Below are 26,414 nucleotides of genomic sequence, written 5' to 3' on the forward strand. Positions count from 1 at the left end.
GACGATTCTGCGGCATCGCCGCCGTACGGGCTGGGTACCGGACAGCAATGGACACGCAACGGCTGCTGGAACAGGCAGAACGGCTATCGAAGGCGCTCACGCCCGGTGACCTCGACCATACGCTCGAGCGGATCACCGCGGCGGCCGTCGAAGTGCTCGACGAGGTGGACAACGCCAGCATCACGATCCTGCACCTGGACGGCCGGCTGGAGACGGTCGCACCCACCGACGACGTGCTGTGGGGCGTCGACGCGGCGCAGTACGAGTTGCAGGAAGGACCGTGCTACGACGCCGCGGCCGACGCGGTGCACGTCGTCTCGCCGTACCTCGCCGATGATCCACGCTTCCCGCGGTACGCCGCGACCGCCGTCGCCGCCGGGATCGAGGCCCAGGCGGGCATCCGGCTCTTCGACGGGCCGAAGTCGCGCGGTGCGCTGAACCTGTACGCGCACACGGCGGGCGCGTTCAGCGACCTCGGTGCACTCGGTCTGCTCTTCCAGCACCAGGCCGCGATGGCGATCGGGTACGCCCGCGAGATCCACAACCTGCAGGACGCCGTGCGTACCCGGGGCCTGATCGGCAACGCGGTCGGGATCATCATGGAGCGGTACCAGCTCTCCGACGACCGCGCGTTCGCGTTCCTCACCAGGTTGTCCCAGGACGGCAACGTGAAACTGCGCGTGGTCGCCGAGCAGATCGTCGCCGGGACCGCCACCCACTGAGGCCGGAACGGCCGGACGCGCGCAGACGGCTACTGCGGATAGGGGACCGGACCGGCCGGAGGCGGCCTGCGCTCTGCGACGGCGGTCGCGCTGCGGGCGGTGCCGGTCACCAGCGAGCCGATGGTGATGCCGATGGCCAGATTGATCAACGCGGTGGCCACAGTCTCCCAGGAGCGTTCGGCGGCGAAAGGTGCGAGCACGGCGGCCAGCGTGGCGAGCGTGACGACCCACTTGAAGAACCGGAGCGGACGGGGCGTCGACAGGATCAACAGGTGCACGAGGCCGGTGGCCACCAGGGCAGCGCCGGCGGACACGGCGGCGTACGTCCAGGTGTCCGCATCACCCCAGACGCCATCGCCCTTGGGGGCGAGCACGTCGAGGTCGAAGACACCACGGGCGAGCAGGATGCCGACGATCGCGACGAGCCCCGCAACGGCAGCGGTGGCCGCTCCGCCCGCCCAGAGGCGGGCTGCGTTGACGTGCGGAGCTCGGTCGGCGGCTGGCGACGAAGGTGGCACGGTCATGCGTCGGACCCTCCTGTCGGGCGGCGTTCCCCAGACCTTGGCCACTGAGCGGTCGCACCGCATCACTCGGAGCGGATGATTCGCCGATCCCGCGGGGCCGGCCCCCGCGTCGTTCACCCAGTGGGGATGAGGCGACGGCCGCGTCGTCGGCCGAGGCTGCAGATGACGTACAGACCGACTTAAGGGAGCGCACGATGGCGACACTGACGGTGTGGAAGTTCGACAGCCCGACAGGAGCCGATCAAGCCGTCGGAACGTTGGAGTCACTGGCCAAACAGCAGCTCATCGAGGTGCACGACGCGGCGACTGTGTCGTGGCAGCCGGACAAGAAGAAGCCCAAGACCCGGCAGTTGCACAACCTGGCCGGTGCCGGGGCGCTGGGCGGCATGTTCTGGGGCATGCTCTTCGGGCTGATCTTCTTCGTACCGCTGTTCGGCGCCGCCATCGGCGCCGCGACCGGCGCGCTGGCGGGATCGATGAGTGACGTCGGCATCGATGACGACTTCATCAAGACCGCCCGCGACAAGGTCACCCCCGGGACCTCGGCACTGTTCCTGATGTCCAGCGGTGCCGTGCAGGAGAAGGTGAAGGCGGCCTTCGACGAGCGCGGGGTGAAGCCCGAGCTCATCGAGTCGAACCTGTCGGCCGAGCAGGAGGCGGAGCTGCGCGAGATGCTCGCGCAGTAGCCGGTCTCCGAACCGCACCGGCGGCGCCGGCCCCCCGCGTGACGACGCGGCGGCCGGCGCCGCCGCGCGCGACCGGCGACAAGCCGTGGTCATACGGCAGGGATGACGACACAACCCGGCGCAGCCGGTGCGATGGGATGCATGTCCGAGACAACACCGGCCCCTGCGGCCCGGCGATCCGAGCTCGCCGGACGTCTCGCCCACGGCGCGCGGCACCGGCGGTGGTACTCCTGGCTGGCGTCGGCGGTCCTGTGGGTGGTGGCCACGGCGCTGGCGGTCCTGCTGTGCGATGCGATCGTGCCCGGGTTCCATGTCGACCTGCCGCTCGGTCCGCTCAGTTTCGCCGTCGTCCTCGGGATCGAGGGGCTCGCACTGCAGCCGCTGCTCATTGCGGGGGCCGTGCGGCTCGGCTGGGCAGGTGTACTGCTGCTGGCACTCGTCGGGCAGGCGTTGATCGTTCTCGTCGCCGCGTGGCTCCTGCCCGGAGTGCAGATCGACGACTTCTGGTCCGCGTTCCTCGCCGCCTGGATCCTCGGCATCGTCGGCACGGTCGTCGGCTGGCTCAGCACCGCCGGTACCGACGACCGCCTGGTCCAGAGGCTGGTGGCGTCCGCCCGTCGCCGCCCGGCCGAGCTCGACGACGCCGAGGTGCAGGGCGTGGTCTTCGTCCAGGTGGACGGTGTGCCGTTCCCCGTCCTGCAGATGGCGGTGACGGCCGGGCTGGTGCCGACGCTGTCGCGGTGGCTCCGCTCGGGCAGCCATCGGCTGTACGAGTGGACGCCGAAGCTGCCGGCCACGACGCCCGCGAGCCAGATGGGCATCCTGCACGGTGTCATCGACGGGATCCCCGCGTTCCGTTGGTACGACCGCGCCGAGGACCGGATCCTGGTGGCGAACCGCCCGGCCGACGCCGCCGTGATCGAGGCCGCCCTGACCACCGGGCACGGACTGCTCGTCGACGGCGGCGTGAGTATCGGGAACCTGTTCACCGGGGACGCGCCGCAGGCGGCACTGACCATGAGCCGGCGTGCCGGCCGGGGTGAGATCACCAGGCGCGCCGCCGCCCAGTTCGTCGCCAGCCCGAGCGGCTTGACCCGTGGCCTGTCACGGTCGGTCTCGGAGTTGCTGCGCGACCGCTTCCAGGCCCGGCGCGGAGTCCGGCGGGACGTCCAGCCCCGCTGCCACCGCTCCTGGTCGACGGCGGCCCTGCGAGCGGTCACCAACGGGGTGCTGCGCGATGTCAACACCGCTCTCGTCGCCCAGCACATGCTCCGCGGCACCCGGTCGATCTACGTCGACTACGTGGACTACGACGAGGTCGCGCACCACGCGGGACTCCTGCGCCCGGAGAGCCTCGAGGCCCTGGAGTCGATCGATCGCGTCCTGCACCAGCTCGAGCTGATCGCGTCCGTGGCGCCCCGGACGTACCGCTTCGTGATCCTGTCCGACCACGGCCAGGCGCAGGGAACGACCTTCGCGGACAGGTACGGCGAGGAACTCGCGGTCGTCGTGTCCCGCCTGGCCGCGGCGGACGTCGCGGTGTCGTCCGCGCCGGTCGAGGGCTGGGGCCGGACCCGGATCCTGGTGGACGAACTCGCGACCGGGAAGGGGGTCGGGGGGCGCACCATGCGCAACGCCGCCGCGGCCATCCAGCGCCGCGGGCAGGACGAGGCCGACGCCGTCGAGGCCGGCGACCGCCAACGGTCGGGCAAGGCCGAGGGCGACGAGGAGTTCCACGTGTTCGGTTCGGGCAACCTCGGACTCGTCTACGTGCGCGGCAGCAAGGAGCGACTGACCAGGGATCAGCTCGACCGCCGGTATCCGGCGCTGCTGGCGGGACTGGCCGCGCACCCGGGCGTCGGCTTCGTCGTCGTCCTGGACGACGTCGACGGACCGATCGCGCTGGGGGCCGCAGGCAGTCACCGGCTCGACGACGGCCGGGTGGACGGCGTCGATCCGCTGGCTCCGTTCGGACCCAACGCGCCCGCCTTCGTCCGCCGGGCGGCTTTGCGACCCGAGGCGCCCGACATCTACGTCAACAGCCTGGTCGACTCCGGAACCGAGGAGGTCGCCGCCTTCGAGGGCCTTGTCGGGTGCCACGGCGGGCTCGGCGGCTGGCAGGACCGCGCACTCGTCGCCGTACCCGCGGACCTGCCGTTCCCCGCCGAGCGGGTGGTCGGAGCCGACGCCTTGCACGTCGCCCTGAAGGACATCCTGCGGTACTGCGGCCATCGAACCGACGTCGCGCCCGACGTCAGCTCTACAGTCCGGTCTCGACCTCGAGCCGACCGCTCTGGACCGCGTTCATGAACACCTGGTAGTCGCGTTCGTTCTGGTCGGCGTACGCCTCGGCGTACTCGGCCATCGCGTCGGGGAACGCGTCGTCGCCGCCGAGGTAGGTGGCCAACGCGATCCGGTCACCGGACCGGGCGTGCGCCCGCGCCAGCGTCCAGCCGCACAGCTGGCCGTACATCGTCATACCGGCCGGATCCATCTTGGGCACCACGGCCGCGCCCTTCATGTCGCGCAACTGCCGGACGTAGAAGTCGCGGGCCTGTCCGTCGATGCCCTCGGTGCGCCGCCAGCCGAGGAGGATATCACCGGTCGCCTGCATCAGGCGCTGCCCGGCCACCACTCGTTCCCCGTCGTTGCGCGGCGCGGGCCGCTGTCTGAGTGCGGTGGGGACCTTCGCCTTGAGCGCGGACGGCCCGGCCTCCTTGACCTGGAGGAGCAGCGCATCGCCGTCGTCCCGGCCGCGGAGCAGCACGATCCAGGACCGGGTCCCGACGCTGCTCACGCCGACCACGTTGCGCGCCGCGTCGACGACCTCGAACTGGTCGAACAACACCCGTCGCTCGGTCGGCAGCGACCGGCGGTACAGGTTCAGCAGGTCCTTGATGCCGGCCTCGAGTTCGTCGCGGCCGGCCTCGGGCAGGTAATCGGCGATCGGCACGAGCAACGGCGGATCTGCCTTGATCCGGACCCCGTCGTCAGTCATCTCGGTGAGCTTGGCGAAGGACTTCAGGCTTTCATTGCCGCGGGCCTTCGGCAGCGCCTGGCCGATGTTCTTGCGCCTGCTCGAGCCCGTCTTGGCGCGCAGCATCGTGGTGACGTCGTCGACGTCCGCGCGGGCGTACCAGACGTCGAGGGCGTGCATGGTCCCGAACTCCGCGATGGCGCGGCGGTAGGTGTGCACGGCCTCCAGCACACACTTGCGGCGCTCCTTGCGCCCGAACCCGTTGCACCGGCCCGCGACCGCGAGACTGACGGCGAGGCGTTTGACGTCCCACTCCCACGGACCGGCCATGGTCTCGTCGAAGTCGTTGACGTCGAACAGCAGCCGGCGGCGGCCGGGCGTTCCGAAGACGCCGAAGTTCGCCAGGTGGGCGTCACCGCACAGTTGCACCCCGAGGCCGGACACGGGGGCCACGGCGAGATCGGTCGCCATGCCGGCGGCGTTGCCGCAGAAGAAGGCGAAGGGCGACACCGTCATCCGGCCGTACCGGACCGGCACGAGCTCCGGAACCCGGGACCTGGCCTGCTCCTCGAGCAGCGCGACCGGATCCCGGCGCTGCGAGGGCAGCACCAGGTGCGCCTGTTCGCGCGGCGGCAGCGCGGTCCGTGCGGCGAGTCCCAGGCGGGCGTGGTCGGACGGTGTGAGCCGCCGGACGACGGGCGCCGATCCGCGGGCGGTACGGGGTGAATCGGTCGAGCGGATGACGGCCCGGGCCGGCACCATCGGCATCGATGCACTCATGTTGCACCACCCCTCCGTCGTGCCGGGTCGCGTGCCACGGCGCTGGATCCGCGACCTCCACCGAACACCGGAGATCGCCCGGGCAGCATCACCCACGCCGGATGAACCAACCGCCCCGCGCACGGGCTTGACTTGATGCGTGAAGGACGCGGCGACCGACTACACGCAACTGCCGCGCAGGGCTCGCCGCCGGCTGGCCGCGGCGTCGCTGCTGCGTTCCGGCCTGGTGTCCGTGGCGATCGTCGTCGGCTACTTCCTGCTGCCCCTGCGCCTCGACGGCGCTGTTCCCGTGGCCGGTCTGGTGGCCGGACTCGCCGTCGTGGGTCTGGTGCTGGGCTGGCAGATTCGCGACATCGCCCGTTCGCCCCACCCCCGGATCCGGGCGATCGGGGCACTGGCGACGTCGGTGCCGTTGTTCCTCGCGGTGTTCGCCACCAGCTACTTCCTGATGGCGCGCATCGAGCCGGCGAGCTTCTCCGAGCGGCTCAGCCGGCTCGACGCCGCGTACTACACGGTGACGATCTTCGCGACCGTCGGCTTCGGGGACATCGTGCCCGTCTCGGGCCCGGCCCGGGTGGTCACCACGGTCCAGATGCTGGGTGACCTGGTCCTGGTCGGACTGGTCGCGCGCGCCCTGGTCGGCGTGGTCAACCAGAACCTCGATCGCCGGAAGTGACCCGGCGCCGTCGATCGGCCGCCGACCGGCCGCGGGCTTCAGCCGGCGAGAATTTTCGCCTTCTGCGCCTCGAACTCGGCGTCGGTCAGCACACCCGACTGCTTCAGTTCGCCCAGGCTCTTGAGCTGCGCCAGCCGGTCCTCCGTCGCCGATGCGGCCGGTGCGGCCGCTGCGGGCGCCGGTGCGGGCGGTGGCGCCATCTGCTCCTCGTACGCCTGGTTGCGGGTGGCCGCCGTATCGGCGTCGCGCTGGGCGAACTTCGCGTCCTGACGGCGCTGTACGCGGCCGTGTACCGCTGTCGCGGTGCCCGCCACGGCGGCGGTTCTGACTATTCCTCGTAACAGTCCAGGCATGTCAGGCTCCTCAACTCGACGGTTCCAGGGTGTCCATCGCTTCCAGGGCGTCGAGCACTTCCATCACGTCCTGGGCCGGGATGCGGCCCCCGGCGATCAGCTGGCCGCCCGACTCCAGCGCCGCCGCGACGAACGGGATCGCCCAGGTGTTCTCGTAGACGATCAGCGCGGCCAAGGTGCCCGGTTCCATCGCGGCCGCCGCCGCGGCCAGGTCGTCGTCGGCCAGGATTCCCGTCCGGGCGCCGCTGAGGTCCGCGAACCCGCCGGCCGGTCCCGTGGCCTCGGCCAGGTCGACCAGGTAGGGGGAACCGTCGGCGTCCTTGCCGACCAGCATCACGTCGTACACGTGGATGATGCCGCGATCCACCAGGTTCACCAGTTCTTCGGCCGCCCGTCCGGTCAGCTTGTTGCCGGTGAACTCGAGGAGCACGTAGTCGATGGGTCCGTGAACGTCTGCATCCGACATGACTCTCCATCCCTCCCGAGGGGCGCAGGCCCCCGGCGTCCTGTAGGGCCCACAGTGCCGTGGGCCGGTGGTGGCGGCATCACCCCCGCGGGATGAACTCCGGTGCGCGGGGTGCGGCGGCGACCTCCGCCGGGGTCAACTGGCGGATGCTCAGGATCACCAGGCCCGCGCCCTGCAGCCGGGCGACCAGGTCGGCGATGCCCTGGTCGTCGCGCACCCGCAGCCGGAACGCGCCTGCTGTCCGGTGGTCGGCCTGCGGGCCGGCGCAGAACGCCAGCGTGGCGGGCCTCAGGTTGCCCTGCAGGACCACCTGGTACGACGGGCCGTGGTGCTCACGTGATGTCATCGTCTTCGCTCCGTTGGTCGAGATCCGTCCACTCCGCCGACGGTGCCGCCGGGTCGAGCACGCGCCGTACCTCGATGACCTCGATGCCCAGGGACCGGAGCCTCGCGAGCAGGCCGTAGAGCGCCGCCTGGCTCGGGATGCTGTAGACGATGGTGTTCACCTGGTCGATCGCGACCGTCACCGCGCGCATGTCTCGGAGATCCTGTTCGGGGACTGCGTCGGCCACACGGACCTCGTACGTCGCCTCGCCCATCGAAACCACTCCGTTCGCCACCTGTGCGTTCGACGCTCGCAAAGGTCCGATGCCGAGGCGTCACCCCTGTGGGGTGAACTGCCCGGGGCGACGCGAGTTCGCGGGCGGGCGGGTGCCGTCGCAGCAGTGGCCGGCCGGTGTTACGAACGTACGGCGATCTGACGCAAAACGCTGGTTTTATGGGCTTGTTGGTGGTTTCGTCGAGAAGGTAAGACCCCGCAGGCAGTCCCTCCCACCGTTCGGCGCGTCAGCACGTCACCGGGAGGGATCATGCCGAGTGAGCAGTTCGCGAGGACGGGCGGCAGTCGCCGTGCGTCGCCCGACGCGTCGTTCGAGGGTCGTCTCGGATCCGCGATCGAATCCCCGGGGATCATGCCCGGGATGGTGCCGAGGCAGCGACTCGTCGACCGGCTGGACCTCGCGGTCCAGCGGCCGCTGACCCTGATCAGCGCACCGGCCGGTTTCGGCAAGACGATCCTGGTCGAGTCGTGGGCCGAGCTCTATCGGGGCCCGGCCCTGATCCGGCGGGTCACGCTGCCCGCCGACGGTGAACCTGCCGACGTCCTGAACCCGGTGCACCAGTTGTTGCGTCGCGACGACCGGCAGGTGCTGGTGCTCGTGGTGGACTGCGGGGACCTGATGATCACGCCGGAGTACGGCAAGAGCCTCGACCGCCTCGTTCGCGGCTACGCCGGCCGCTTCCGGGTGGTTCTGCTGACCCGGTACGACCCGCCCATCCCGCTGTACCAGTACCGGTTGGCCGACGCGATCGCGGAGATCCAGGCGACCGACCTGGCGTTCACGCTCGACGAGACCGGGGCGCTGATGCGCGAGTTCAGCCTGGACCTGACCGAGGAGCAGGTCGCCGAACTGCACACCCGGACCGATGGCTGGCCCGTCGGCCTCATGTTCGCGGCCATGAACCTGGCCGGAAAGTCCGACCCCGAGCGGGTGATCAGCGAGTTCCGCGGCGACACCGGCAACGTCGCGGCCTACCTGATGTCCGAGGTGCTCGACTCGCAACCGGCCGAGCTGCGGCAGTTCCTGCTCCGGACCAGCCTCGTCGACGTGATCCGGCCCGGGCTGGCCGAGGTGCTGACGGGGTCCCGTTGCGACCTTCGCTCGCTGCAGTTCCTCGCGCGCGGCAACTCGTTCATCCAGCCCGTGCCGCGGACAGCCGACGGTTACAGCTACCAGGCGCTGTTCCGCGAGTTCCTGCGCGCCGAGATGCTGTACGAGCAGCCGGCCGCTGTCCCCGCACTGCACCGCGCAGCGGCGGCCTGGTTCGCCCAGCACGGTCAGCCGCTGGACGCGATCCACCATGCCGTCACGGCCGGGGATTGGGCCCAAGCGGCCCGCTACGTGGTGGCGGATCTCGACTCCGCCGCGCTCCTGATCGGGCGTCGCCGGCGGCACGCGACAGCAATGCTCGCGGGCTTCCCAACTGAGCTGGAGGGGCCCGAGGCGGCGGTCGTCAGGGCCATCCTGGGCCTCGCCGAGTTCGACGTCGGCCGGTGCGTGCGGGAACTGGACCGGGCGCGGACCTCGCTGGACGATGATGGGTCCGTCCGCAGCCAAGCCGCCGAGCTGGTCATCAGCCTGCTGCAGGCGATGTGTGCGAGCCTCGGAGCCGCTACCGATGCCGACCTGGGCGTCGTCCTGGCCGCTGAAGGCAGGCTCCAGGCGGCGTCGTCGAGGCCGGCGGTCTTCCACCCGGAGGCGAGGCTGCTGATCCTCGGATGCAAGGGCCGGATCCTGCTCCAGCGCGGCGACTTCGAGGCGGCCGTCGAGGCCTTCGACGACGGCATCGCACTCGCCGAGGAGACCGGCGCGCACGAAGCCCTGACCGAGTTCCTCGGTATGGCCGCGCTGGCCGAGGCGATCCGGGGACGCCTGCGACGCACCGGCGAGATCGTCGCGCAGGCGACTGCGCTCGCCGAGGCCGGGACCGCGCCCGACCTGCCGCGGGCCACCCTCGTGGCGGAGGCCTGGATGCACACCGACCAGGGCGATCTGGCCGAAGCCGGAGAGTTGGTGCAGCGGGCCGAGGAGGCCGCCGACTCCACCCACGACGCCCGGGTCGTCGCCGCGGCGTTCGCGCTGGTGCGGGCCAGGCTGATGCGAGCCGGCGGTGACGTCGAGTTGGCCACCGCGGAACTGCGGGCCGCCAGCGCCGACTTCGGTGCGCACGGCGGCTGGCTGGACCAGGCCCTGATCAACGACGCGGCGAAGCTCCTGGTGACGCAACACCAGCTGCGGGAGGCCGTCGGGATGATCGAGCGGTCGCCGGGTCGTGAGCAGGCCGGATCCCTCCTGGTGCTGCAGCGCGCGGCGGTCGACGCCGGCGAACGCGCACCGGCCCAGCCGCCGGTGGCCGTCGATCGTGCCGCACCGCTCCAGACCCAGGTGGACGGCTGGCTGGTCCAGGCGGCCGAGTCGATCCGGGCCGGGAACACGGCACGCGGCGGGCTCTGCCTGGAACGCGCCCTCCGGCTGGCCGCTCCGGAGCTGCTGCGCCTGCCCTTCGTGGAGGCGCCGCCGGTCCTGCGCAAGCTGCTGCAGCCGACCGGTGACGCGATGCGGCACCACGCGTGGCTGCGGGCAGCAGGAACGCCGTCGCGTCGCGGGCGAGACCGAGTCGTCGATCGCCGCGCCATGCCCCGGAACGACCTGGTCATCACCACCGCACTCACGAGCAAGGAACAGGAAGTACTCGAGCACCTCGCCGAGCTGCTGACCACGGAGGAGATCGCCGACACCATGTTCGTGTCCGTGAACACGGTCCGGAGCCATGTCCGGAGTATCCTCCGCAAGCTGGGCGCGTCGCGCCGCAACGAAGCCGTCCGACGAGCATGGGAGATGGGACTGCTGCCCACCCGGCCGGATGCCTAGCCGCCTGCTCAGGTCAGAACTCCGCCGACCTGCGCAGCCGGTGTGGGCGGCCGTCCGGGTCGTAGATCAAGCGGTACAGCGGCTCCGCCCAGAGCGTCTGGAACCGGCTCAGCGGCTCGGTCCGGTGCGCGCGGATCTGTCCGGCGGGCCGCGCGCCCTGACAGCCCCCGGCGTACCAGGCGTCCAGTGCCGCGGCGGTGCGCGTCCACAGGTCCAAGGCGGCCGGCGGGTCGAGAGCGGCGAGGCTCTCGCGTGTCCGGCCGAGGTGCTCCGACCACACTTCCAGCCGCAGGTCACGCGCCAGCCGCCGCGCGTCGGTGCCGGTCGTGTCGACGACGGCGCAGGTCAGCTCGCTGTCGCAGGTCCAGGACCGGCGGTTGAAGTTGTCCGAACCGCAGGTGAACCACGTGTCGTCGACGATGCAGATCTTCGAGTGGACGTAGATCGGCGTGCCCTCCTCGTTCTCCAGGTCGAAGATCCCGACCCGTCCGGGCCCGGCCCGCTGCAGCAGGCGCACGGCCCGCAACTGGCCGAACCGGGACGGCGGTCCGCTGAAGGCGCCGTCGGCGTCGGGGTATCTCGGCACGACGACGATCACGCGGAGCCCGGGTGACCGCTCCAGAGCGTCGTGGATTCCCTGCGCGACGAGCTCGGACCACAGGTACTGGTCCTCCACGTAGATCAGGTTGCGGGCGAGGCCGAACGCCTTCTCGTACGCGCGAGCGACGCTGCGTTCGCCCTCGGGCGCGAACGGATAGCCGGGACGCTTGTGACCGTACGTCCGCAGCACCTGGACGGCGTGCGGACCGGCCGGCGGGGGATCCGGGAACGACTCCGGCAGCGGCTTCGGATGCCGCGGCATCCGGGCCAGCCGCTGCACGATCATCCGGTACGGCGTGCGCCGGTCGAGCGGATGGCCGTCGTCCCAGCGCTCGCAGAACGTGCGCAGCAGATCGCCGACGACCGGACCGCGGATCTCCAGCGCCGCGTCGTGCCAGGGCGTGCGATCGCCGTATCTGTGGTTCATCGGCGCGCGCTGCGGATCGCCCCGGTGGTCGTGGTCGTCACGGCGCTGATGACACAGGTCGATACCGCCGACGAACGCGAGATCGCGTTCCGGGTGGCCGGCGTGCCGGACGACGAACAGCTTCTGGTGGTGCGACCCCAGCCGGCGGACCCGCTGGTCGAGGAGGACCTCGGCGCCGACCTGGTTGAGTCTGGTCCCCAGTTTCCGGTTCTCCCGGGCGCTGAACCGCAGATGATCCGAGTGCGACCGCCACAGCAGCCCTCTGACCTCGACGCCCGACCCGGCCAGGTCGGTCAGCACGGCGCCGATGGTCGGGCCGTCGGGCAGCAGCTTCTCGTCCGCGTCGCCCCGCCAGTCGGTGAAGTAGACCCGGTCGCCGGCCCGCAGCGCGCACAGCTCCTCGTACAGCCTGCGGAAGTAGGTCGCGCCGTGGATCAGCGGCCGGACCAGGTTGCCCTCGACCCAGGACCCGTCCACGTCGCCCATCCGGTCGATGTCCGTGCCGGGGTTGCCGCGCTCGTCCGGACGGAGGAACCACGTCCCGGCGGTCTGGTCGGTCATCGTTCGTCCTCGCTGCGCCGGATGCCGACGGGGCGGTCCGGCCGTCACCTACGCGTCCGCGCGGGAACGCGTCAGCGCCCAGATCACCCACACGTCCAGACCGATCAGCAGCAGCGCCCAGAACGGCTGGTACGGAATGAAGAAGAAGTTGTTCAGCGCACTCAGCATGACCAGGAAGAGCGCGACCCACTCCGCCCAGCCGGCCCGGCGGAACAGACCGACGGCGGTGGCGACCATGGCCAACCCGAAGATCAGGTAGATCCAACCCCAGGCCGTCAGGTCCAGGTCGAAGACGTAGCCCCGGACCTGGACGAAGTACTCGTCGTCCAAGATCGCGGACAGGCCGGTGATCACGTGGAACGCGCCGATCACCACGATGACCACGGCGGCGAAGACGACGGCGCCCTTCGCCCAGCCCGACTCCGGCGGTGACGCGATGGTGCGGTTCTCGGTCATCTGCGTTCACATCCTCCTGCTCGACCCCCGACGGACATCGGGAACGCGTCGACAGTAGGTCCGCACCCGGCCGCCGCGCGTCACCCGTGGCGGACGACGTGCGCGCTCAGTGCGACAGGGCGGCCTTCAGCAGGACGATCACCAGGCCGAGCAGGAGGTTGACCACCCCCGCCGCGATCAGACGGGCCCAGGTGGCGCCTCCTTTGGCGGCGACGTACAGCGCCCATCCCAGCTGGGATCCCACTGCCACCGCGAGCGCCAGCCACGCGGCACCAGAGTCCGACAGACCGGCGAGGGCCCCGATGCCCGCCGCCGCCGCGGGCGGTACGGCGGCCTGCACGAGCGGCCACTCCCGCCGCGCGGCCGCGCGGATCCTGTGCAGTGGCGGGACGGCCTGGGTCGAGTGCTCTGCGGCCAGCTGCGCATAGACATGCGCCAGCCAGAACACCACGCCGGTGGCGAGCAGGAGGACCATCAGCTGTCCGGGATGCGGCGGCTGCTGGCCCGGACCGGTGCCGGCCACGACCGACGCCGCGAGCAAGGATCCGTAGACCGCCCCGGCAGCGTCGGGCGGTTCGCGCCGGCTCGCACCGGCGGCGTCGACCGTCGACTCGTCGCCCATCCCGCCTCCTCCGCAGGGCCGCAGAACCGTGCCGCGAATCGAGGGCAGTCTCCGGCAGGGACCTCGGCGGTCTCCTCACCCTGCCCGGATGACCGGTCCGCCTCCGCGGGGAGGTTCATCCGGTGAGGGTGATGCTGGTCAGGACGATCCGCGCGATGTTCGGAACCCGGGGGAGTCGGCGAGAGGGGGTTGCGACGATGACCGCAGGCTCCAGCGAGTCCGCCGCCGACCGGACTCCGGCGGTGGATCCGGGTGCGGAGCCGGTAGCGCAGCCGACCACTCCCAGTTGGGCGCTTCCGCGCGGGGTCGTCGTCCTGGCCGGGACCGCAGGCGCGGTACTGACGGCCGTCGGCCTGCGTGGTTTCTCGCACATCATCGGACCCACCTTCCTCGCGCTCGTCCTGACGATCGCCGTGAGCCCGCTGCGCCGGCTGCTCGTCCGGCACGGGGTCAAGCGCTGGCTGTCCGCGCTGATCGGCCTCGTGGTCGTGAACGCCATCCTGCTCGGAGTTGCCGCCGCGCTGGCCTTCTCGGTCGCCAGGCTGGCGACCCTGCTGCCGACCTACGAGGACAAGTTCACCGAGATCGTCGACGACGTCCGCGGCTGGCTCGCGGACCGCGGCGTGGGCGCCGACCAACTCCAGGCCGCCCTGCACAAGATCGACCTGCGGCAGTTCTTCGACGTCCTGCAGGGCTGGCTGTCCGGCCTGCTCGGGGTCGTCTCGGGTCTGGGGTTCGTCATCGTCGTGCTGTTCTTCATGGCCATCGACGCGGCCCCGTTCGCGGATCGGATGCGGGAGGCGGCACAGAGCCGGCCGGACGTCATGGGCGCCTTGAGCGGCTTCGCCCGCGACACGACGCGCTACCTGATCGTCGCCACCGTCTTCGGACTGATCGTCGCCGTCTTCGACGTCGGGATCCTTTACCTGCTGGACATCCCGCTGCCCTGGCTGTGGGGCCTGCTCGCGTTCATCACCAACTACATCCCGAACGTCGGCTTCTTCATCGGGGTGCTGCCGCCCGCGCTGCTGGGCCTGCTCGGACAGGGCTGGGCGACGCTCGTGTGGGTGATCGTGGGGTACAGCGTCGTCAACTTCATCATCCAGTCGATCATCCAGCCGAAGGTCGTCGGCGACGCGGTCGGCCTGTCCACGACGCTGACCTTCCTGTCACTGATCTTCTGGGCCTGGATCCTCGGCCCGGTCGGCGCCGTCCTCGCCATCCCGCTGTCGCTTCTGGTCAAGGCCCTGCTGCTGGACGCCGACCCCTCCACCCGGTGGCTCAGCGGCCTGATCTCCGGCGGTCAGCGTCAGGACGAAGTGCCGGAACCTGAACCGACACCTGAACCGACACCTGAACCGACACCTGAGTCGGCAGATCTGCCCGCGGGCGAGGTCGCCGCGGAACAACCCGGATGAGGAGATCAGCATGCCGCGTTCGGTGTCGTACGAGTTCGAAGAGATCCTGCCGACCTGTCAGGGGCTGCCCGGCAGTCTCGCACCCGGCTCACCCACCGCGGATCCGGCCGACGGCACCGTGCTGATCGGACCTGCCCGGAGCCTGCACTATCTGCTCGACACCCCGCTCTGCGATGTCGTCGGGCTCAGCTGCCGGGTGCGGATCAAGTACCCCGCGCCGACGGTCAGCTCGTCGCTGCGGATCCTCAAGCTCGGGGACGCGTTCGACCTGGGACTCGAACCGCTGACGACCTGTCGCGCCCTCGTCCGGGTCCGGCTGCAACAGGTCCGGCACGACCTGGGCCAGCTGGCGAATCCCGGGACGCGCTTCGCGGAGCTGCGACTCGACTGGCACACCAGCGGCAAGACCTTCCTGCGCGTGGACGGCCGGTTGGTCGGCTATCACGACACGCTCGGTCGAGGTCGCCGACTCAGCATCGAGGACGTCACCTTCGGCGCGGCCGCCGTGCTCCCGGACGAGCCCGCACAGCACTATCAGTTGCGCGAGTTCTCGGTGAGCGCGCTCCTCGCCCGGCCGCGCTGGTCGCACCGGTACCGGACGGTCCTGCACCGGCCGTGACGGCCGGAGCGCCGGCTCAGGACTCTTCTTGGCGTGCCCGCGTCAATGCCCAGATCACCCATGCGCAGAGCGCGATGACCACCAGCGACCACACCGGCTGGAAAGGAATGAAGAAGAAGTAGTCGATCGCGATCAGCCCGGCCAGGACGATCGCGATCATGCCTGCCCAGGACTTGTTGGCGAACAGGCCGACTCCGACGGCGACGAACGCCGCACCCAGCACCAGGTGGATCCACCCCCACGCGACGGTGTCGAGATCGAACGCGTACCGCCGGCTGACGACCAGGTAGTCGTCGTCGAGGATCGCGGCGAGTCCGGCGACCATCGAGAACGAGCCGACCATCACCATCACGGAGGCGGCGAAGGCGAGCCCGCCCACCGCCGTACTCGGAACGGACTGCCGCGAGTCCATGTCGCCGTACGTCATCGCGCCCTTCTTCCCGTCTCAGGTCCTCACCTGCCGACGATGCCTGTCGGCTCGACGCACCGCATCGTCCGGCCGGGATGAGGCGCCGGTCGCGGCGCCCCTGGCATCCTCACGACGGAGGCGCGGCCATGACAGCAGCCATGATCGGGGTGCTCGCGCTCCTCGTCCTGGCCTGGGTGGTCACCTCGGACCTCCTGGCCAGGGCGAACATCACCGGTCCGCTGTTCTTCACCGTCGCCGGATTCCTGATCGGAAGCCACGACTGGAAACACCTCACGGTGCAGGTCGATGCCCCGTCGGTCCATCTCGTCGCGGAGGTCACGCTCGCCTTGCTGCTGTTCGCCGACGCGGCCCGGGTCGACTTCTCCCGGCTGAGGCAGGACATCTACCTGCCCGGGCGCCTGCTCGGCATCGGTCTACCGTTCTCGGTCGTGCTGGGCTCGCTCCTGGCGGCTTGGCTGTTCGACGACTTCACCTGGGCGGTCGCAGGCTTCGTCGGCGCCACGCTGGCTCCCACCGATGCCGCGCTGAGCGCACAAGTCATCAACGACCGGCGGATACCGATGCGCCTGCGCCGTGCGCTGAACGTGGAGAGCGGACTGAACGACGGCATCGTCACCCCTGTCGTCACGTTCACGCTGGCCGTTGCCGCCGGGCAACTGGGAAGCGGAGAGAGGGAAGGTTTCCTCGGCGACGGCGGTGCGCTGCTCGAGCTGGCGGTCGGCCTGGTCGTCGGTCTGGTGATCGGGCTGGGGAGCGCCAAGCTCCTGGTCTTCGGTTTCCGGCGGCGCTGGACCAGCACCGAAGCCCGCGGACTCGGCACGCTCGCGGCCGCACTCGGCAGTTTCGCCGTCGCGCTGACGTTCAGCGGCAACGGATTCATCGCGGCGTTCGTGGCCGGCCTTGCCTTCCGGGCGGGCTTGGGCGGGGCGTTGCCGGACACCGACGGAACCGACGGCACCGACGACACCGACGGCACCGACGCCGCGGATGACGTCGTCGAGCTGCCGGAGCTGCTCGGCGAGATCCTGGCGTTCGTCGTCTGGTTCCTGTTCGGCGCCGCGCTGGTTCCGATCGCGGTCGACAACGTCGACGTGCCGCTGCTCGCGTACGCCGTGCTCAGTCTGACCGTCGTACGGATCGTGCCGGTAGCCGTGTCCTTGATCGGCAAAGGACTGGACGGCCGTACGGTTCTGTTCCTCGGCTGGTTCGGTCCCCGCGGCCTGGCGTCGGTCGTGTTCGCCTTGCTCGCGATCGAGGAGCTGGGGACGACCGGGCCGGTGCAACCCGCGATCGCGGCCGTGGCCCTCACGGTGCTGATGAGCGTCGTGCTGCACGGCGTCTCGGCCGGCCCGTTGGGCGGGTGGTACGTCCGGCACGAGCAAGCGCACGACGACTCGGGCCCGGGCCCGCGGTCCCGACGGCCCGCCCATCGTCAGCTGGGCCGGCGTCTACGTCCGTGACCGGCGACGCAGCGCGATCCGGGCGGCCAATCGCCCGAACACCGCTCCGACGGTTACGCCGACCAGAACATCGCTCGGGTAGTGCACGCCGGTGTACACCCGCGAGAAGGCGACGACCGACGCCGCGGCCAACAGGGGCCGCCGGAGTCTGGGCAGAACCCCGCCGACGGCGACGGCGAAGGCCGCTGCCGACGCGGAGTGTCCGGACGGGAACGACCCGGAGGACGGCATCGGAACCCAGCGCTCGACCGGAACACCGTGGCCGCCGCGGTCGGGACGCGGGCGCTCACTCGCCATCCTCTTCATCGGCTGATTCACCAGCAGGGATGCGGCCCCGACCGCGCTCAGCCCCGTCACCGCCGCCCGCCTTCCCCGCGGACCGCCGAAGAGGACGAGGGCACCGGCCGTCAGGAACCACGGTTTGGAGAAGTCGGCAAAGTCGGACACCCGCCGCAGCGGCTCGTCCAGAACCGGTACGGACAGCCGCGCCACCGACCCGAACAGCGCGTGGTCGTAGGCCTCGAGACGCCGCAGCGAGCGTGAGCGCCGACCGCCCTCGTCGGGGCCCCTGGCCGGTGTCATCCGGCGGGTTTCCGGTCCCGGCCGAGCGCGATGCGCACCAGCTTGGCCACGCCGTCGCGCAGACCCTCGGGAGCTCTCGCCGACGGTGACGATCCGGGGTGCTGGTGGGCGATCCGTACCTGGAGGACTCCGGGCCGGATCCGGAACCGCAGCGGTGCGTCGAGTACGAGGGCCTCCCCGTCGATACCCGCCGGGAGGGGGCGATCGGCCTCGACCTCGAAGGTCGGCGCCGACCACTCGCGCCACGGGCGCTGGACACGCCGGTGTCCGGCCTCCGGAGGCGCCCCGAGCACAGTGATGCCGAGCAGACCGTCGTCGATGCGCGGCCGGGTGCCGGAGCCGACGGCACGACCTAGGCGGTAGCGGTTGTTGGAGACGAGCACAGCCACACCGCCCCGGTGTCCGTCGCCACCGGGGCCGGTCCAGCGCATGTCGAGCTCGCTGCCGCCGGCGCCGAGCGCATCCGGCACGGTGTCGAGCAGGGTCCGGAGCTTGGCCTCCCGGTAACCGCTGCGCTGGACGGCTTCGGCGTACAGGCCGAGCGACACGTTGTTGACGAACACCCTGCCGTTGACCTCGGCGAGATCGACCCACCGTTGACCGCCGTCGACGAACGCGTCCAGGGCGCCGACGACGTCGTCCCGGTCGACGCCGAGGTCGAGGGCGAAGTGGTTGCGGGTGCCGGCGGGCACGCAGGCGTACGGCAACGAGTGCTCGGCGGCGATCGCCGCGACGATCGCCTGCGAGCCGTCGCCGCCGGCCATCGCGAGCCCGTCGGCCCCCCGTGCCACCGCATCGCGGACCAGGGTCTCGAGGTCCTCCCCGGCCTTGAGCTCGATCGGCTCGATGCCGCGCCGGCGAGCCTCCTCGGCGAGCGCGAACCGCTCCGCCTTGCCGCCGCCGGAGCGCGGGTTGAAGAACAGCACCGGCCGCTGCGGAGCGGCAGCCCGCGGCAGCTCCGTCCGGGCGAGGAAGGCGGCGCGGGTCGCGGCCAGTGTGAGCAGGACCCCGGCCAGGACGAGCAGGTCGACGCCGAACTTGCCGCCCACCGCGATCAGGACGATCGCACCGGCCGCCGCGATCCCGGCGATGTACAGCCCGGCCAGACGGGCAACGCCGCGCCGCAGAACGCCGTACCAGGCGGCCACGACCGCGATCACCAGGCAGGCTATGACGGCAAGGCCCCGCGGGAACTCCTTGACCGCGACAATCACACCGAGAACGGCAGTCGCCGTCCCGGCCAACAGCGCCACCACCGCCGCCACCTGTCGCCTCATGGTGACCACGTCACACCCACCCGCCCGCGGAGGCATCCCACACCCAGGATGAATCCGTCCCGGAAACGGCCGCCGGCCCGCTCGTCCATCAGGGGTGATGCGAGGGCGCGGGTTGTGCTGAATCGTCGGCGCCGTACGCGGATCGCAGGGCCGCGTGTCCGGCTCGTCCGGCGAGCCGCACCGGCGACGAGGAGAGGGGCGGCCGGCCATGCCCACGAAGGTGCACCATCTGACGTTGCAGGAGCGGCAGGCCCAGGGGCTCGAGGCTCGCACGCATGTCCCGCCGGACAGCCACGCGGGCTGGCGGCCGGCCGCGGACCGGCCCGACCCGGTCTCGCTCATCGAAGAACAGAACCTCCGCCGGGACGCGGATCTGGTCCCGGTCCGGCACGGCCGGATGATGGCGTCGCCGTTCACGTTCTACCGCGGCGCCGCCAAGATCATGGCGGTCGACCTCGCCGCGACACCGACGGCCGGTCTCCAGGTCCAGTTGTGCGGTGACGCCCATCTGTCGAACTTCGGCGTCTTCGCCTCGCCCGAGCGGCACCTGGTGTTCGACATCAACGACTTCGACGAGACGCTGCCGGGGCCGTTCGAGTACGACGTCGAACGGCTGGCCGCGAGCTTCATGGTGGCGGCGCAGAACAACGGCTGCTCGACGGCGGACGCGCAGGCGATCACGAAAGGCTGTGTCACCTCCTACCGGGAGGCGATGGCCCAGTTCGCCGGGATGCGAACCCTCGACGTCTGGTACGCGCACCTGGCCGAGGACCAGATCAAGGAGTCGGTGGACGCCTTCTTCGCGGCCAGCGGCAGGGCCAAGGGATCCAAGAAGGGCAAGCAGAAGAAGGCCGGCGAGGACGAGGGCGTCACCGGGATGACACAGAAGCAGGTGAAGGAGGCCCAGAAGCGCTTCCAGAAGAACGCGCTGAAGGCACATTCCCGCAACAGCGACCAGGCCCTGTCCAAGCTCAGCGAGGAGGTCGACGGCCGCTACCGGATCGTCAGCGCTCCACCGGTGATCGTCCCCGCCCGCGAGCTGCACGTGGTGTACGGCCGGGATCCCGCCGACTTCGAGGAGGTCGTGATCAATCTGTTCACCGGCTACCGCGCCAGCCTCCGCCCGGAGCTGCGGCACCTCCTGGAGCGCTTCGAGGTCATCGACTGGGCCCGCAAGGTCGTCGGTGTCGGCAGCGTCGGAACCCGGGCGTTCATCGTCCTGCTGCAGGGCCGCGACCGCGACGATCCGCTGTTCCTGCAGGTCAAAGAGGCGACCCAGTCGGTACTCGAAGGTCCGTTGCCGAAGAGCGAATTCGCGCAGTCGGGCGAGCGGGTCGTCCACGGGCAACGCCTGATGCAGGCCAGCAGCGACATCTTCCTGGGCTGGTCCGAAGGAGTGGAGCCCGGCCGGTACTACTACTGGCGCCAGTTGCGTGACATGAAGGGCTCGGCGCTCGTGGAGCTGCTGAAGCCCGCGGAACTCGCCTTCTACGGCCGCACGTGCGGATGGACACTGGCCCGCGCGCACGCACGGTCCGGCGACCCGGTCGCCATCTCCGCCTACCTCGGCGAGGACGACAGCTTCGACAACGCGATCACCGACTTCTCCGAACGGTACGCGACCCAGAACGACCAGGACTTCGCGGACTTCGCCAAGGCCATCAGCTCGAACCGGATCGACGCTCTGCAACAGGTTTGAGCCGGCCCGTCGATCCGAGGAGAGGACAGCACCGTGGGTGAGATCGGTATGGCAGTACCCTCAGCGACCGGGGGCGAGACGGCGCCGTACGCGCTGACGCCGGACGCGGTGGTCTTGGCGGCCGGATCCGACACCGGGTCGGGACTTTCCGCGGCCGAGGCGGCCCGGCGGCTCTCGTCGTACGGCCCCAACGAGATCCCGGCCGAGAAGCCGCCCTCGGTCTGGGTCGTCGCCGGCCAGCAGTTGCGCGACCCGATGAACATCATGCTGATCGGAGTCGTGGTCGTCAGCCTGCTGATCGGCGAGCTGTCGACCGGCATCATCGTCGCCCTGCTGATCCTGCTGAACGTCGGTCTCGGCACCCGCCAGGAGTTGACGGCGCGGGCGAGCGTGAACGCCCTGGCCACCTTGCAGGTCCCGCAGGCGCGGGTGGTCCGCGACGGCGAGCCGGCGATGATCGCCGCCACCGAGGTGGTCCCGGGCGACATCGTGCAGGTCGAGGCCGGTGACATCGTGCCCGCGGACGGGCGCATCGTGCAGTCGGCGACGCTGGAGGCACAGGAGGCTGCGCTGACCGGTGAGAGCGCGCCGATCGCCAAGGACGCCAACGCTCTGGACAGCTCCGACGTCGGCCTGGGCGACCAGACCGACATGCTGTTCCAGGGGACGTCGGTCACCCGGGGAACCGGCACGGTGGTGGTCACCGCCACCGGCCTGCAGACGCAGATGGGCCGGATCGCGACGATGCTCACGTCCGTGACGCGGACGCGGTCACCGCTGCAGCGGGAGCTGGACGCGCTGACGAAGGTCCTCGGAGTCATCGCCTGGGGAGCGGTCGCGATCATCGTGGTGGTCGGCCTGATCCGCGGGATACCGGGTAAGGACCTGCTGCTGCTCGGGACCGCGATGGCGATCTCGGCGATACCGACCGGCATGCCGGCGTTCGTCTCCGGCCTGCTCTCGCTCGGCGCCCGGCAGCTGGCCGACGCGAAAGCCGTGGTGAAGAACCTGACCGACGTCGAGACCCTCGGTGCGACGAACGCGATCAACACCGACAAGACCGGGACGCTGACGCTGAACCAGATGATGGTTTCGACGTTGTACGCCGGCGGTTCCTGGTTCACCGTCGACGGCCAGGGTTACCGGATGAGCGGCGCGATCCGGTCGGTGGCGGGCGTGCCCGTTCCCGACTTCACGCGGCTCGGTCTGGGGCTGGCCCTCGACAGCGACGCGGTCGTCGGCGACGACGGTTCGGTGATCGGTGACCCGACCGAGGCGGCACTGGTCGTCCTGGCCGCCAAGCTCGGCGTCGACGCGGAGGAGACCCGGCGTCGGTACCCACGGCTGGCCGAGGTCCCGTTCGACTCCGAGTACAAGTTCATGGCGACGTTCCACCGGGTGACCGTCGACGGAGCCGAGCACGTCATCGAGCTGGTCAAGGGCGCGCCGGACGTCGTGGTGGCCCGCTGCAGCCAGGTCGGCGGACCGCTCAGCGGCTCGCAGATCCCGATCGCCGACGGGCGGCCCGGCATCGACGAGGCCAACCTGCGGATGGGGCGGCAGGGCCTGCGGGTGCTCGCGTTCGCGGCCCGGCTGGTCGGCGACGACGAGCTCTCGACGATGACCGCGGATCCGATGGCACTGACCACCGGACTGTCGTTCGTCGGAATGGCCGGCATCATCGACCCGCTCCGGGTGGAGGCGAAGAGCGCTGTCCGTACGGCGCTCGCGGCCGGCATCGACGTCCGGATGATCACCGGCGACCACGCGGTCACCGCGCAGGCGATCGGCCAGCAGCTTGGGCTGGGGCCGGGCGCGATCAGCGGCCAGGAACTGGCGGCGCTGACCGACAAGCAGCTGAAGCAGCGAGTGCCCGAGCTGCACGTGTTCGGGCGGGTCACCCCGCAGGACAAGCTGCGCCTGGCCCGGGCCATGCAGGAGCAGGGCATGATCGTCGCGATGACCGGGGACGCGGTCAACGACGCGGCCGCGCTCAAGCAGGCCGACATCGGGGTGGCGATGGGCAGCGGCAGCGAGGTGACCAAACAGGCCGCGCGGATGGTGCTCACCGACGACAACTTCGGGACGCTCGTGCACGCGGTGGAGATCGGCCGGCGCGTCTACGACAAGGTCGTCTCGTACGTCCGGTACCAGATGACGCAGCTGCTTTCGCTCGTGCTGCTCTTCCTCGCGGCGACCGCGTTCGACATCAACGACGGTGTGGCGATGACGCCGTCGATGGTGCTGTTCCTGCTGTTCTTCGCCACCGCCGTCGGTGTCGTGGTGATCGCGATCGATCCCGGTGATCCCGAGGTCATGCACCGTCCGCCGCGCGACCCCGCCGTACCGATCACGAACCGGAACGCGGTGATCCGGTGGGTCGGCTACGCGTTCGTGCTCTTCCTGGCCGCCTTGGCGCCGCTGGTCGCCGGGCCGGACGATCCGAGTACGACGAAGGGCACGGTGTCGATGACGATGACCTTCGTGGTGATGGGCGTGGGGACCGCGTTCAACTCGGTGGTCAACCGGCGCGCCCCGGCCAGCGGTCTGACCCCGCCGATCGTGAAGGCGGCGGCGATCGCGATGATCCCCATCGTGCTGTTGTTCCTGGCGAGTGAACTGCCGACGTTGCAGGCCGGGCTGCTGACCGTAGAGCTCAGCCCGCGCCAGTGGCTCACCTGTTTCGGCCTGGCCGCCCTGCTTCCGATCGCCGTCGAGGCGGACAAGCTGGTCACCCGGCGCAGGCGGCGGACGCCGGTGCGGCTCCGCCCGGAGGACGCCGTCGCGCCGGCTCGCGTCCGGCAACCGGCCGGCTGAAGGTAGGGGGAGACCATGACATCTCGGACATCTCGGACATCTCGCGAACAGCGGATCGCCGACTTCATCGCGCCGTTCCGGGTCGAACCGGGCCAGAAGGTGAAGCTGGGCAGAGATTTCGCGCCGGACTTCAAGGGGACGATCGGTTCGAAGAAGCGCGGCCGCAAACTACTGGTCCAAGGCACCGAACTGCTGTCCGAGTACCAGTCCCGGCTGTACGCCGACAACACCCACGGGGTGCTGGTGGTCCTGCAGGCGCTGGACGCCGCCGGGAAGGACGGCACGATCCGGCACGTCATGACCGGGGTCAACCCCCAGGGGGTGGCGGTGCACAGCTTCAAGGTCCCCTCGAGCGAAGAGCTGGACCACGACTACCTGTGGCGCTACGGGGTGCGCCTGCCGGGCCGCGGGCAGATCGGGATCTTCAACCGGTCGCACTACGAGGAGGTGCTCGTCGTCCGCGTGCACCAGGAGCTCCTCGACCGGCAGAAGCTCCCGCGCGGCACCCGGAAAGGGGTGTGGAAGCGCCGCTACCACGAGATCAACGAGTGGGAGCGGATGCTCAGCGCCAACGGCATCAAGATCGTGAAGCTGTTCCTGAACCTGTCCCACGAGGAACAGCGGATCCGCTTCCTGCGCCGGATCGACCTGCGCGACCACAACTGGAAGTTCTCCGCGGCCGACGTCCGCGAGCGCGAGTACTGGGACTCCTACCAGAACGCGTTCTCGCGGATGCTGTCCAGTACGAGCACCGAGTGGGCGCCCTGGTACGTGATCCCCGCCGACCGCAAGTGGTATGCGCGGATCGCCGCGGCCGCCGTGATCGCCAACACGCTGATCGAGATCGATCCCCGCTATCCGAAGGTCGGCAAGGACGCCCGGGCGGCGCTGCAGGAGATCAAGACCGCCCTGGAGAAGCAGGCGCCCGAGGGCGCGGCGCCCGATCCGTTCGCGGGCGAGTAGGGCGAGCAGGGCGACGACCATGGCCGAAGGCACCGCTCGACCCGACGCGAAGCCGTCCCGGTGGCGCGAGTACGTGCCCGGCCTGGACGTGGCCGCGTCGTACCGGCGCGCGTGGCTTCCGAAGGATGTCGTCGCCGGCCTCGTCCTGTCGGCCCTCCTGGTGCCGCAGGGGATGGCGTACGCCGAGCTGGCCGGGCTGCCGCCGGTGACCGGTCTCTACACCTCGATCCTGTGCCTGCTCGGATACGCGGTGTTCGGGCCCTCCAGGGTGCTGGTGCTCGGCCCGGACTCGTCCCTCGGACCGATGATCGCGGCAACGCTCGCGCCGCTGCTGCTGGCCGGCGGGGACCCGGGTCGTGCGGTCGCCCTCGCCTCCATGCTGGCCGTGATGGTCGGCGTGGTGATGACAGTGGCCGGCGTGGCCCGGCTCGGGTTCGTGGCGGACCTGCTGTCCAAGCCGACCCAGATCGGTTACCTGAACGGGCTCGCCCTGACCATCATCGTCGGCCAGCTCGACAAGCTCTTCGGTTTCTCGGTCGACGCCGACGGGCTGATCGCCGAGACCCGCGACTTCTTCTCAGGGCTCGCGAACGGCGAGGCCAACGCGACGGCCGCGGTCCTCGGGATCGGTTCGCTGATCGGCATCCTGCTGCTGAACCGGCTGCTGCCCAAGGTGCCGAGCGTCCTGGTCGTCGTGGTCCTGGCCGCCCTCGTGGTGAACGCGTTCGATCTGCAGGACCACGACGTCGACACCATCGGCGTGCTGCCGCAAGGATTTCCGCCCTTCACGATCCCCTCGGTCGGGTGGGACGACCTGCCGCCGCTGCTCGCCGGGGCGCTCGCGATCGCCGTCGTCGCGCTGGCCGACACGATGTCCACGGCCTCCGCGTTCGCCGCGCGCAAGGGCGATCGGGTGCGCGGCAACCAGGAGATGGTCGGGATCGGCGTCGCGAACATCGCGGCCGGCTTCTTCCAGGGCTTCCCGGTGAGTACCAGCGGGTCCCGCACCGCGGTCGCCGAGCAGGCCGGCTCCCGGTCCCAGGTGACCGGCATCGTCGGCGCCGCGGTGATCACCGTGGTCGTGGTGTTCGCCACGTCGCTGATGCAGTACGTTCCGCAGCCGACGCTCGGCGCGATCGTCATCGCGGCCGCCCTGTCGCTGGCCGACATCCGCGGTATGCGTCGCCTGTGGCACCAGCGGCGTACGGAGTTCCTGCTGTCCGTCGTGGCGTTGCTCGGTGTGGCCCTGCTGGGGGTCCTGCCCGGCATCGGGATCGCCGTGGCGCTGTCCATCCTGAATGTCTTCCGGCGCGCCTGGTGGCCGCACCAGGCCGAGCTCGGCCGGGTGGGCGGGATCGCCGGTCTGCACGACACCGTCAGCTATCCCCACGCTCAGCTGCTGCCTGGCCTGGTCGTCCTCCGGTTCGACGCGCCGCTGATCTTCGCGAACGCGCGGATCTTCAGCGACACGGTGCGGGAGATCGCCGGCGACCGGCCCGACCTGCGCTGGATCGTGATCGCCGCCGAGCCGATCACCGACGTCGACACCACGGCCTCCGACATGCTGCAGGAGCTCGACGCCTGGCTGAACGCCCGCGGGGTGTCCCTGGTCTTCGCGGAGATGAAGGACCCGGTGCGCGCGAAGATCGAGCGGTACGAGCTCACCCGGACGATCGATCCGGCGCACTTCCTGCCGACCCTCGACGACGCCGTCGCGGAATACGTCCGGCAGACCGGCGCGCAGTGGCGGGACCCGCAGCCGGACGCCGACGACGAGAGCTCCCGGCGGTGAGTCCCGGACAGGGATC

General features: G+C 70.6%; 24 protein-coding genes. 12 read left to right on the top strand and 12 right to left on the bottom strand.

Annotation, left to right across the window (positions count from 1 at the left end; genetic code table 11):
• Window positions 1-47: 47 nt before the first annotated feature.
• Window positions 48-722 (top strand): GAF and ANTAR domain-containing protein, encoded by a 675-nt coding sequence (locus ABZX12_RS30120; RefSeq protein WP_355698627.1) that lies wholly within the window; start codon window positions 48-50, stop codon window positions 720-722.
• Window positions 723-751: 29 nt separating this feature from the next.
• Here ABZX12_RS30120 and ABZX12_RS30125 read toward each other — a convergent pair whose 3' ends face one another.
• Entirely contained in the window at window positions 752-1,246 is a 495-nt protein-coding gene (locus ABZX12_RS30125) for a DUF6069 family protein (protein WP_355698629.1), read from the bottom strand.
• 194 nt (window positions 1,247-1,440) lie between these two features.
• On the opposite strand from ABZX12_RS30125, the gene ABZX12_RS30130 reads away from it, so the two are divergent.
• Both ABZX12_RS30130 and ABZX12_RS30135 read left to right on the top strand, forming a co-directional pair.
• The gene (locus ABZX12_RS30130) at window positions 1,441-1,932 is read left to right on the top strand and encodes a DUF1269 domain-containing protein (RefSeq protein ID WP_355698630.1); all 492 of its coding nucleotides are present in this window, start codon (window positions 1,441-1,443) and stop codon (window positions 1,930-1,932) included.
• Window positions 1,933-2,073: 141 nt separating this feature from the next.
• Entirely contained in the window at window positions 2,074-4,242 is a 2,169-nt protein-coding gene (locus ABZX12_RS30135; protein ID WP_355698632.1) for a phage holin family protein, read from the top strand.
• Here the strand turns inward: ABZX12_RS30135 and ABZX12_RS30140 are convergent.
• Window positions 4,193-5,689 (bottom strand): DUF2252 domain-containing protein, encoded by a 1,497-nt coding sequence (locus ABZX12_RS30140; protein ID WP_355698634.1) that lies wholly within the window; start codon window positions 5,687-5,689, stop codon window positions 4,193-4,195. The genes ABZX12_RS30135 and ABZX12_RS30140 overlap by 50 nt on opposite strands.
• A gap of 139 nt (window positions 5,690-5,828) precedes the next feature.
• On the opposite strand from ABZX12_RS30140, the gene ABZX12_RS30145 reads away from it, so the two are divergent.
• Complete coding sequence (locus ABZX12_RS30145) at window positions 5,829-6,365, top strand: potassium channel family protein (RefSeq protein ID WP_355698636.1); 537 nt, start codon at window positions 5,829-5,831, stop codon at window positions 6,363-6,365.
• Between the two features lie 38 nt (window positions 6,366-6,403).
• Here the strand turns inward: ABZX12_RS30145 and ABZX12_RS30150 are convergent, their stop codons facing one another.
• From ABZX12_RS30150 to ABZX12_RS30165, 4 genes are all read right to left on the bottom strand, one after another.
• Window positions 6,404-6,679: an SHOCT domain-containing protein gene (locus tag ABZX12_RS30150; RefSeq protein ID WP_355698638.1), complete on the bottom strand. Its 276-nt coding sequence runs from the start codon at window positions 6,677-6,679 to the stop codon at window positions 6,404-6,406.
• Between the two features lie 49 nt (window positions 6,680-6,728).
• Window positions 6,729-7,184, bottom strand: coding sequence for a DUF6325 family protein (locus ABZX12_RS30155; RefSeq protein WP_355698640.1), 456 nt, complete (start codon window positions 7,182-7,184; stop codon window positions 6,729-6,731).
• 79 nt (window positions 7,185-7,263) lie between these two features.
• Window positions 7,264-7,530 (bottom strand): hypothetical protein, encoded by a 267-nt coding sequence (locus tag ABZX12_RS30160; RefSeq protein ID WP_355698642.1) that lies wholly within the window; start codon window positions 7,528-7,530, stop codon window positions 7,264-7,266.
• On the bottom strand, window positions 7,517-7,783 hold the full coding sequence (locus tag ABZX12_RS30165) for a hypothetical protein (protein WP_355698644.1): 267 nt from the start codon (window positions 7,781-7,783) through the stop codon (window positions 7,517-7,519). Before ABZX12_RS30165 ends, ABZX12_RS30160 begins: the two co-directional genes overlap by 14 nt.
• 270 nt (window positions 7,784-8,053) lie before the next feature.
• Here ABZX12_RS30165 and ABZX12_RS30170 point away from each other — a divergent pair, with 270 nt between their 5' ends.
• A complete protein-coding gene (locus ABZX12_RS30170; protein ID WP_355698645.1) occupies window positions 8,054-10,675 on the top strand; it encodes a LuxR C-terminal-related transcriptional regulator in 2,622 nt (873 codons plus the stop codon).
• 13 nt (window positions 10,676-10,688) lie between these two features.
• Here ABZX12_RS30170 and ABZX12_RS30175 read toward each other — a convergent pair whose 3' ends face one another.
• The 3 genes from ABZX12_RS30175 to ABZX12_RS30185 form a co-directional block, all read right to left on the bottom strand.
• On the bottom strand, window positions 10,689-12,263 hold the full coding sequence (locus ABZX12_RS30175; RefSeq protein ID WP_355698647.1) for a phospholipase D-like domain-containing protein: 1,575 nt from the start codon (window positions 12,261-12,263) through the stop codon (window positions 10,689-10,691).
• Between the two features lie 48 nt (window positions 12,264-12,311).
• A complete protein-coding gene (locus tag ABZX12_RS30180; protein ID WP_355698649.1) occupies window positions 12,312-12,719 on the bottom strand; it encodes a hypothetical protein in 408 nt (135 codons plus the stop codon).
• Between the two features lie 106 nt (window positions 12,720-12,825).
• The gene (locus tag ABZX12_RS30185) at window positions 12,826-13,341 is read right to left on the bottom strand and encodes a hypothetical protein (RefSeq protein WP_355698651.1); all 516 of its coding nucleotides are present in this window, start codon (window positions 13,339-13,341) and stop codon (window positions 12,826-12,828) included.
• Window positions 13,342-13,538: 197 nt separating this feature from the next.
• Here ABZX12_RS30185 and ABZX12_RS30190 point away from each other — a divergent pair, with 197 nt between their 5' ends.
• Together ABZX12_RS30190 and ABZX12_RS30195 are read left to right on the top strand one after the other, a co-directional pair.
• Complete coding sequence (locus ABZX12_RS30190; RefSeq protein WP_355698652.1) at window positions 13,539-14,759, top strand: AI-2E family transporter; 1,221 nt, start codon at window positions 13,539-13,541, stop codon at window positions 14,757-14,759.
• Between the two features lie 10 nt (window positions 14,760-14,769).
• Window positions 14,770-15,378, top strand: a complete 609-nt coding sequence (locus tag ABZX12_RS30195; RefSeq protein WP_355698654.1) for a hypothetical protein — start codon at window positions 14,770-14,772, stop codon at window positions 15,376-15,378.
• A 16-nt stretch (window positions 15,379-15,394) separates the two neighbouring features.
• Here ABZX12_RS30195 and ABZX12_RS30200 read toward each other — a convergent pair whose 3' ends face one another.
• A complete protein-coding gene (locus ABZX12_RS30200) occupies window positions 15,395-15,805 on the bottom strand; it encodes a hypothetical protein (RefSeq protein WP_355698655.1) in 411 nt (136 codons plus the stop codon).
• 128 nt (window positions 15,806-15,933) lie between these two features.
• Between ABZX12_RS30200 and ABZX12_RS30205 the strand changes: the two genes are divergently transcribed.
• On the top strand, window positions 15,934-17,268 hold the full coding sequence (locus tag ABZX12_RS30205) for a cation:proton antiporter (protein WP_355698657.1): 1,335 nt from the start codon (window positions 15,934-15,936) through the stop codon (window positions 17,266-17,268).
• On the opposite strand, the gene ABZX12_RS30210 is transcribed toward ABZX12_RS30205, so the two are convergent.
• Both ABZX12_RS30210 and ABZX12_RS30215 read right to left on the bottom strand, forming a co-directional pair.
• Complete coding sequence (locus tag ABZX12_RS30210) at window positions 17,257-17,850, bottom strand: phosphatase PAP2 family protein (protein WP_355698658.1); 594 nt, start codon at window positions 17,848-17,850, stop codon at window positions 17,257-17,259. The genes ABZX12_RS30205 and ABZX12_RS30210 overlap by 12 nt on opposite strands.
• Window positions 17,847-19,127 (bottom strand): diacylglycerol kinase family protein, encoded by a 1,281-nt coding sequence (locus tag ABZX12_RS30215; RefSeq protein WP_355698660.1) that lies wholly within the window; start codon window positions 19,125-19,127, stop codon window positions 17,847-17,849. The genes ABZX12_RS30210 and ABZX12_RS30215 overlap by 4 nt, the downstream gene beginning before the upstream one ends.
• A 208-nt stretch (window positions 19,128-19,335) precedes the next feature.
• Here ABZX12_RS30215 and ABZX12_RS30220 point away from each other — a divergent pair, with 208 nt between their 5' ends.
• From ABZX12_RS30220 to sulP, 4 genes are read left to right on the top strand one after another with little or no spacing between them, the layout of a single operon-like run.
• Window positions 19,336-20,826: a DUF2252 domain-containing protein gene (locus ABZX12_RS30220; RefSeq protein ID WP_355698662.1), complete on the top strand. Its 1,491-nt coding sequence runs from the start codon at window positions 19,336-19,338 to the stop codon at window positions 20,824-20,826.
• A 48-nt stretch (window positions 20,827-20,874) separates the two neighbouring features.
• The gene (locus ABZX12_RS30225; RefSeq protein WP_355698664.1) at window positions 20,875-23,643 is read left to right on the top strand and encodes a cation-translocating P-type ATPase; all 2,769 of its coding nucleotides are present in this window, start codon (window positions 20,875-20,877) and stop codon (window positions 23,641-23,643) included.
• A 15-nt stretch (window positions 23,644-23,658) separates the two neighbouring features.
• Window positions 23,659-24,606, top strand: a complete 948-nt coding sequence (locus ABZX12_RS30230) for a PPK2 family polyphosphate kinase (RefSeq protein ID WP_355698666.1) — start codon at window positions 23,659-23,661, stop codon at window positions 24,604-24,606.
• A gap of 19 nt (window positions 24,607-24,625) precedes the next feature.
• Window positions 24,626-26,398: a sulfate permease gene (gene sulP / locus ABZX12_RS30235; RefSeq protein ID WP_355698668.1), complete on the top strand. Its 1,773-nt coding sequence runs from the start codon at window positions 24,626-24,628 to the stop codon at window positions 26,396-26,398.
• Window positions 26,399-26,414: the final 16 nt, after the last annotated feature.

Origin of the sequence: Kribbella sp. NPDC003505 (genome assembly GCF_040610875.1) — a bacterium.
Taxonomy (GTDB): Bacteria; Actinomycetota; Actinomycetes; order Propionibacteriales; family Kribbellaceae; genus Kribbella.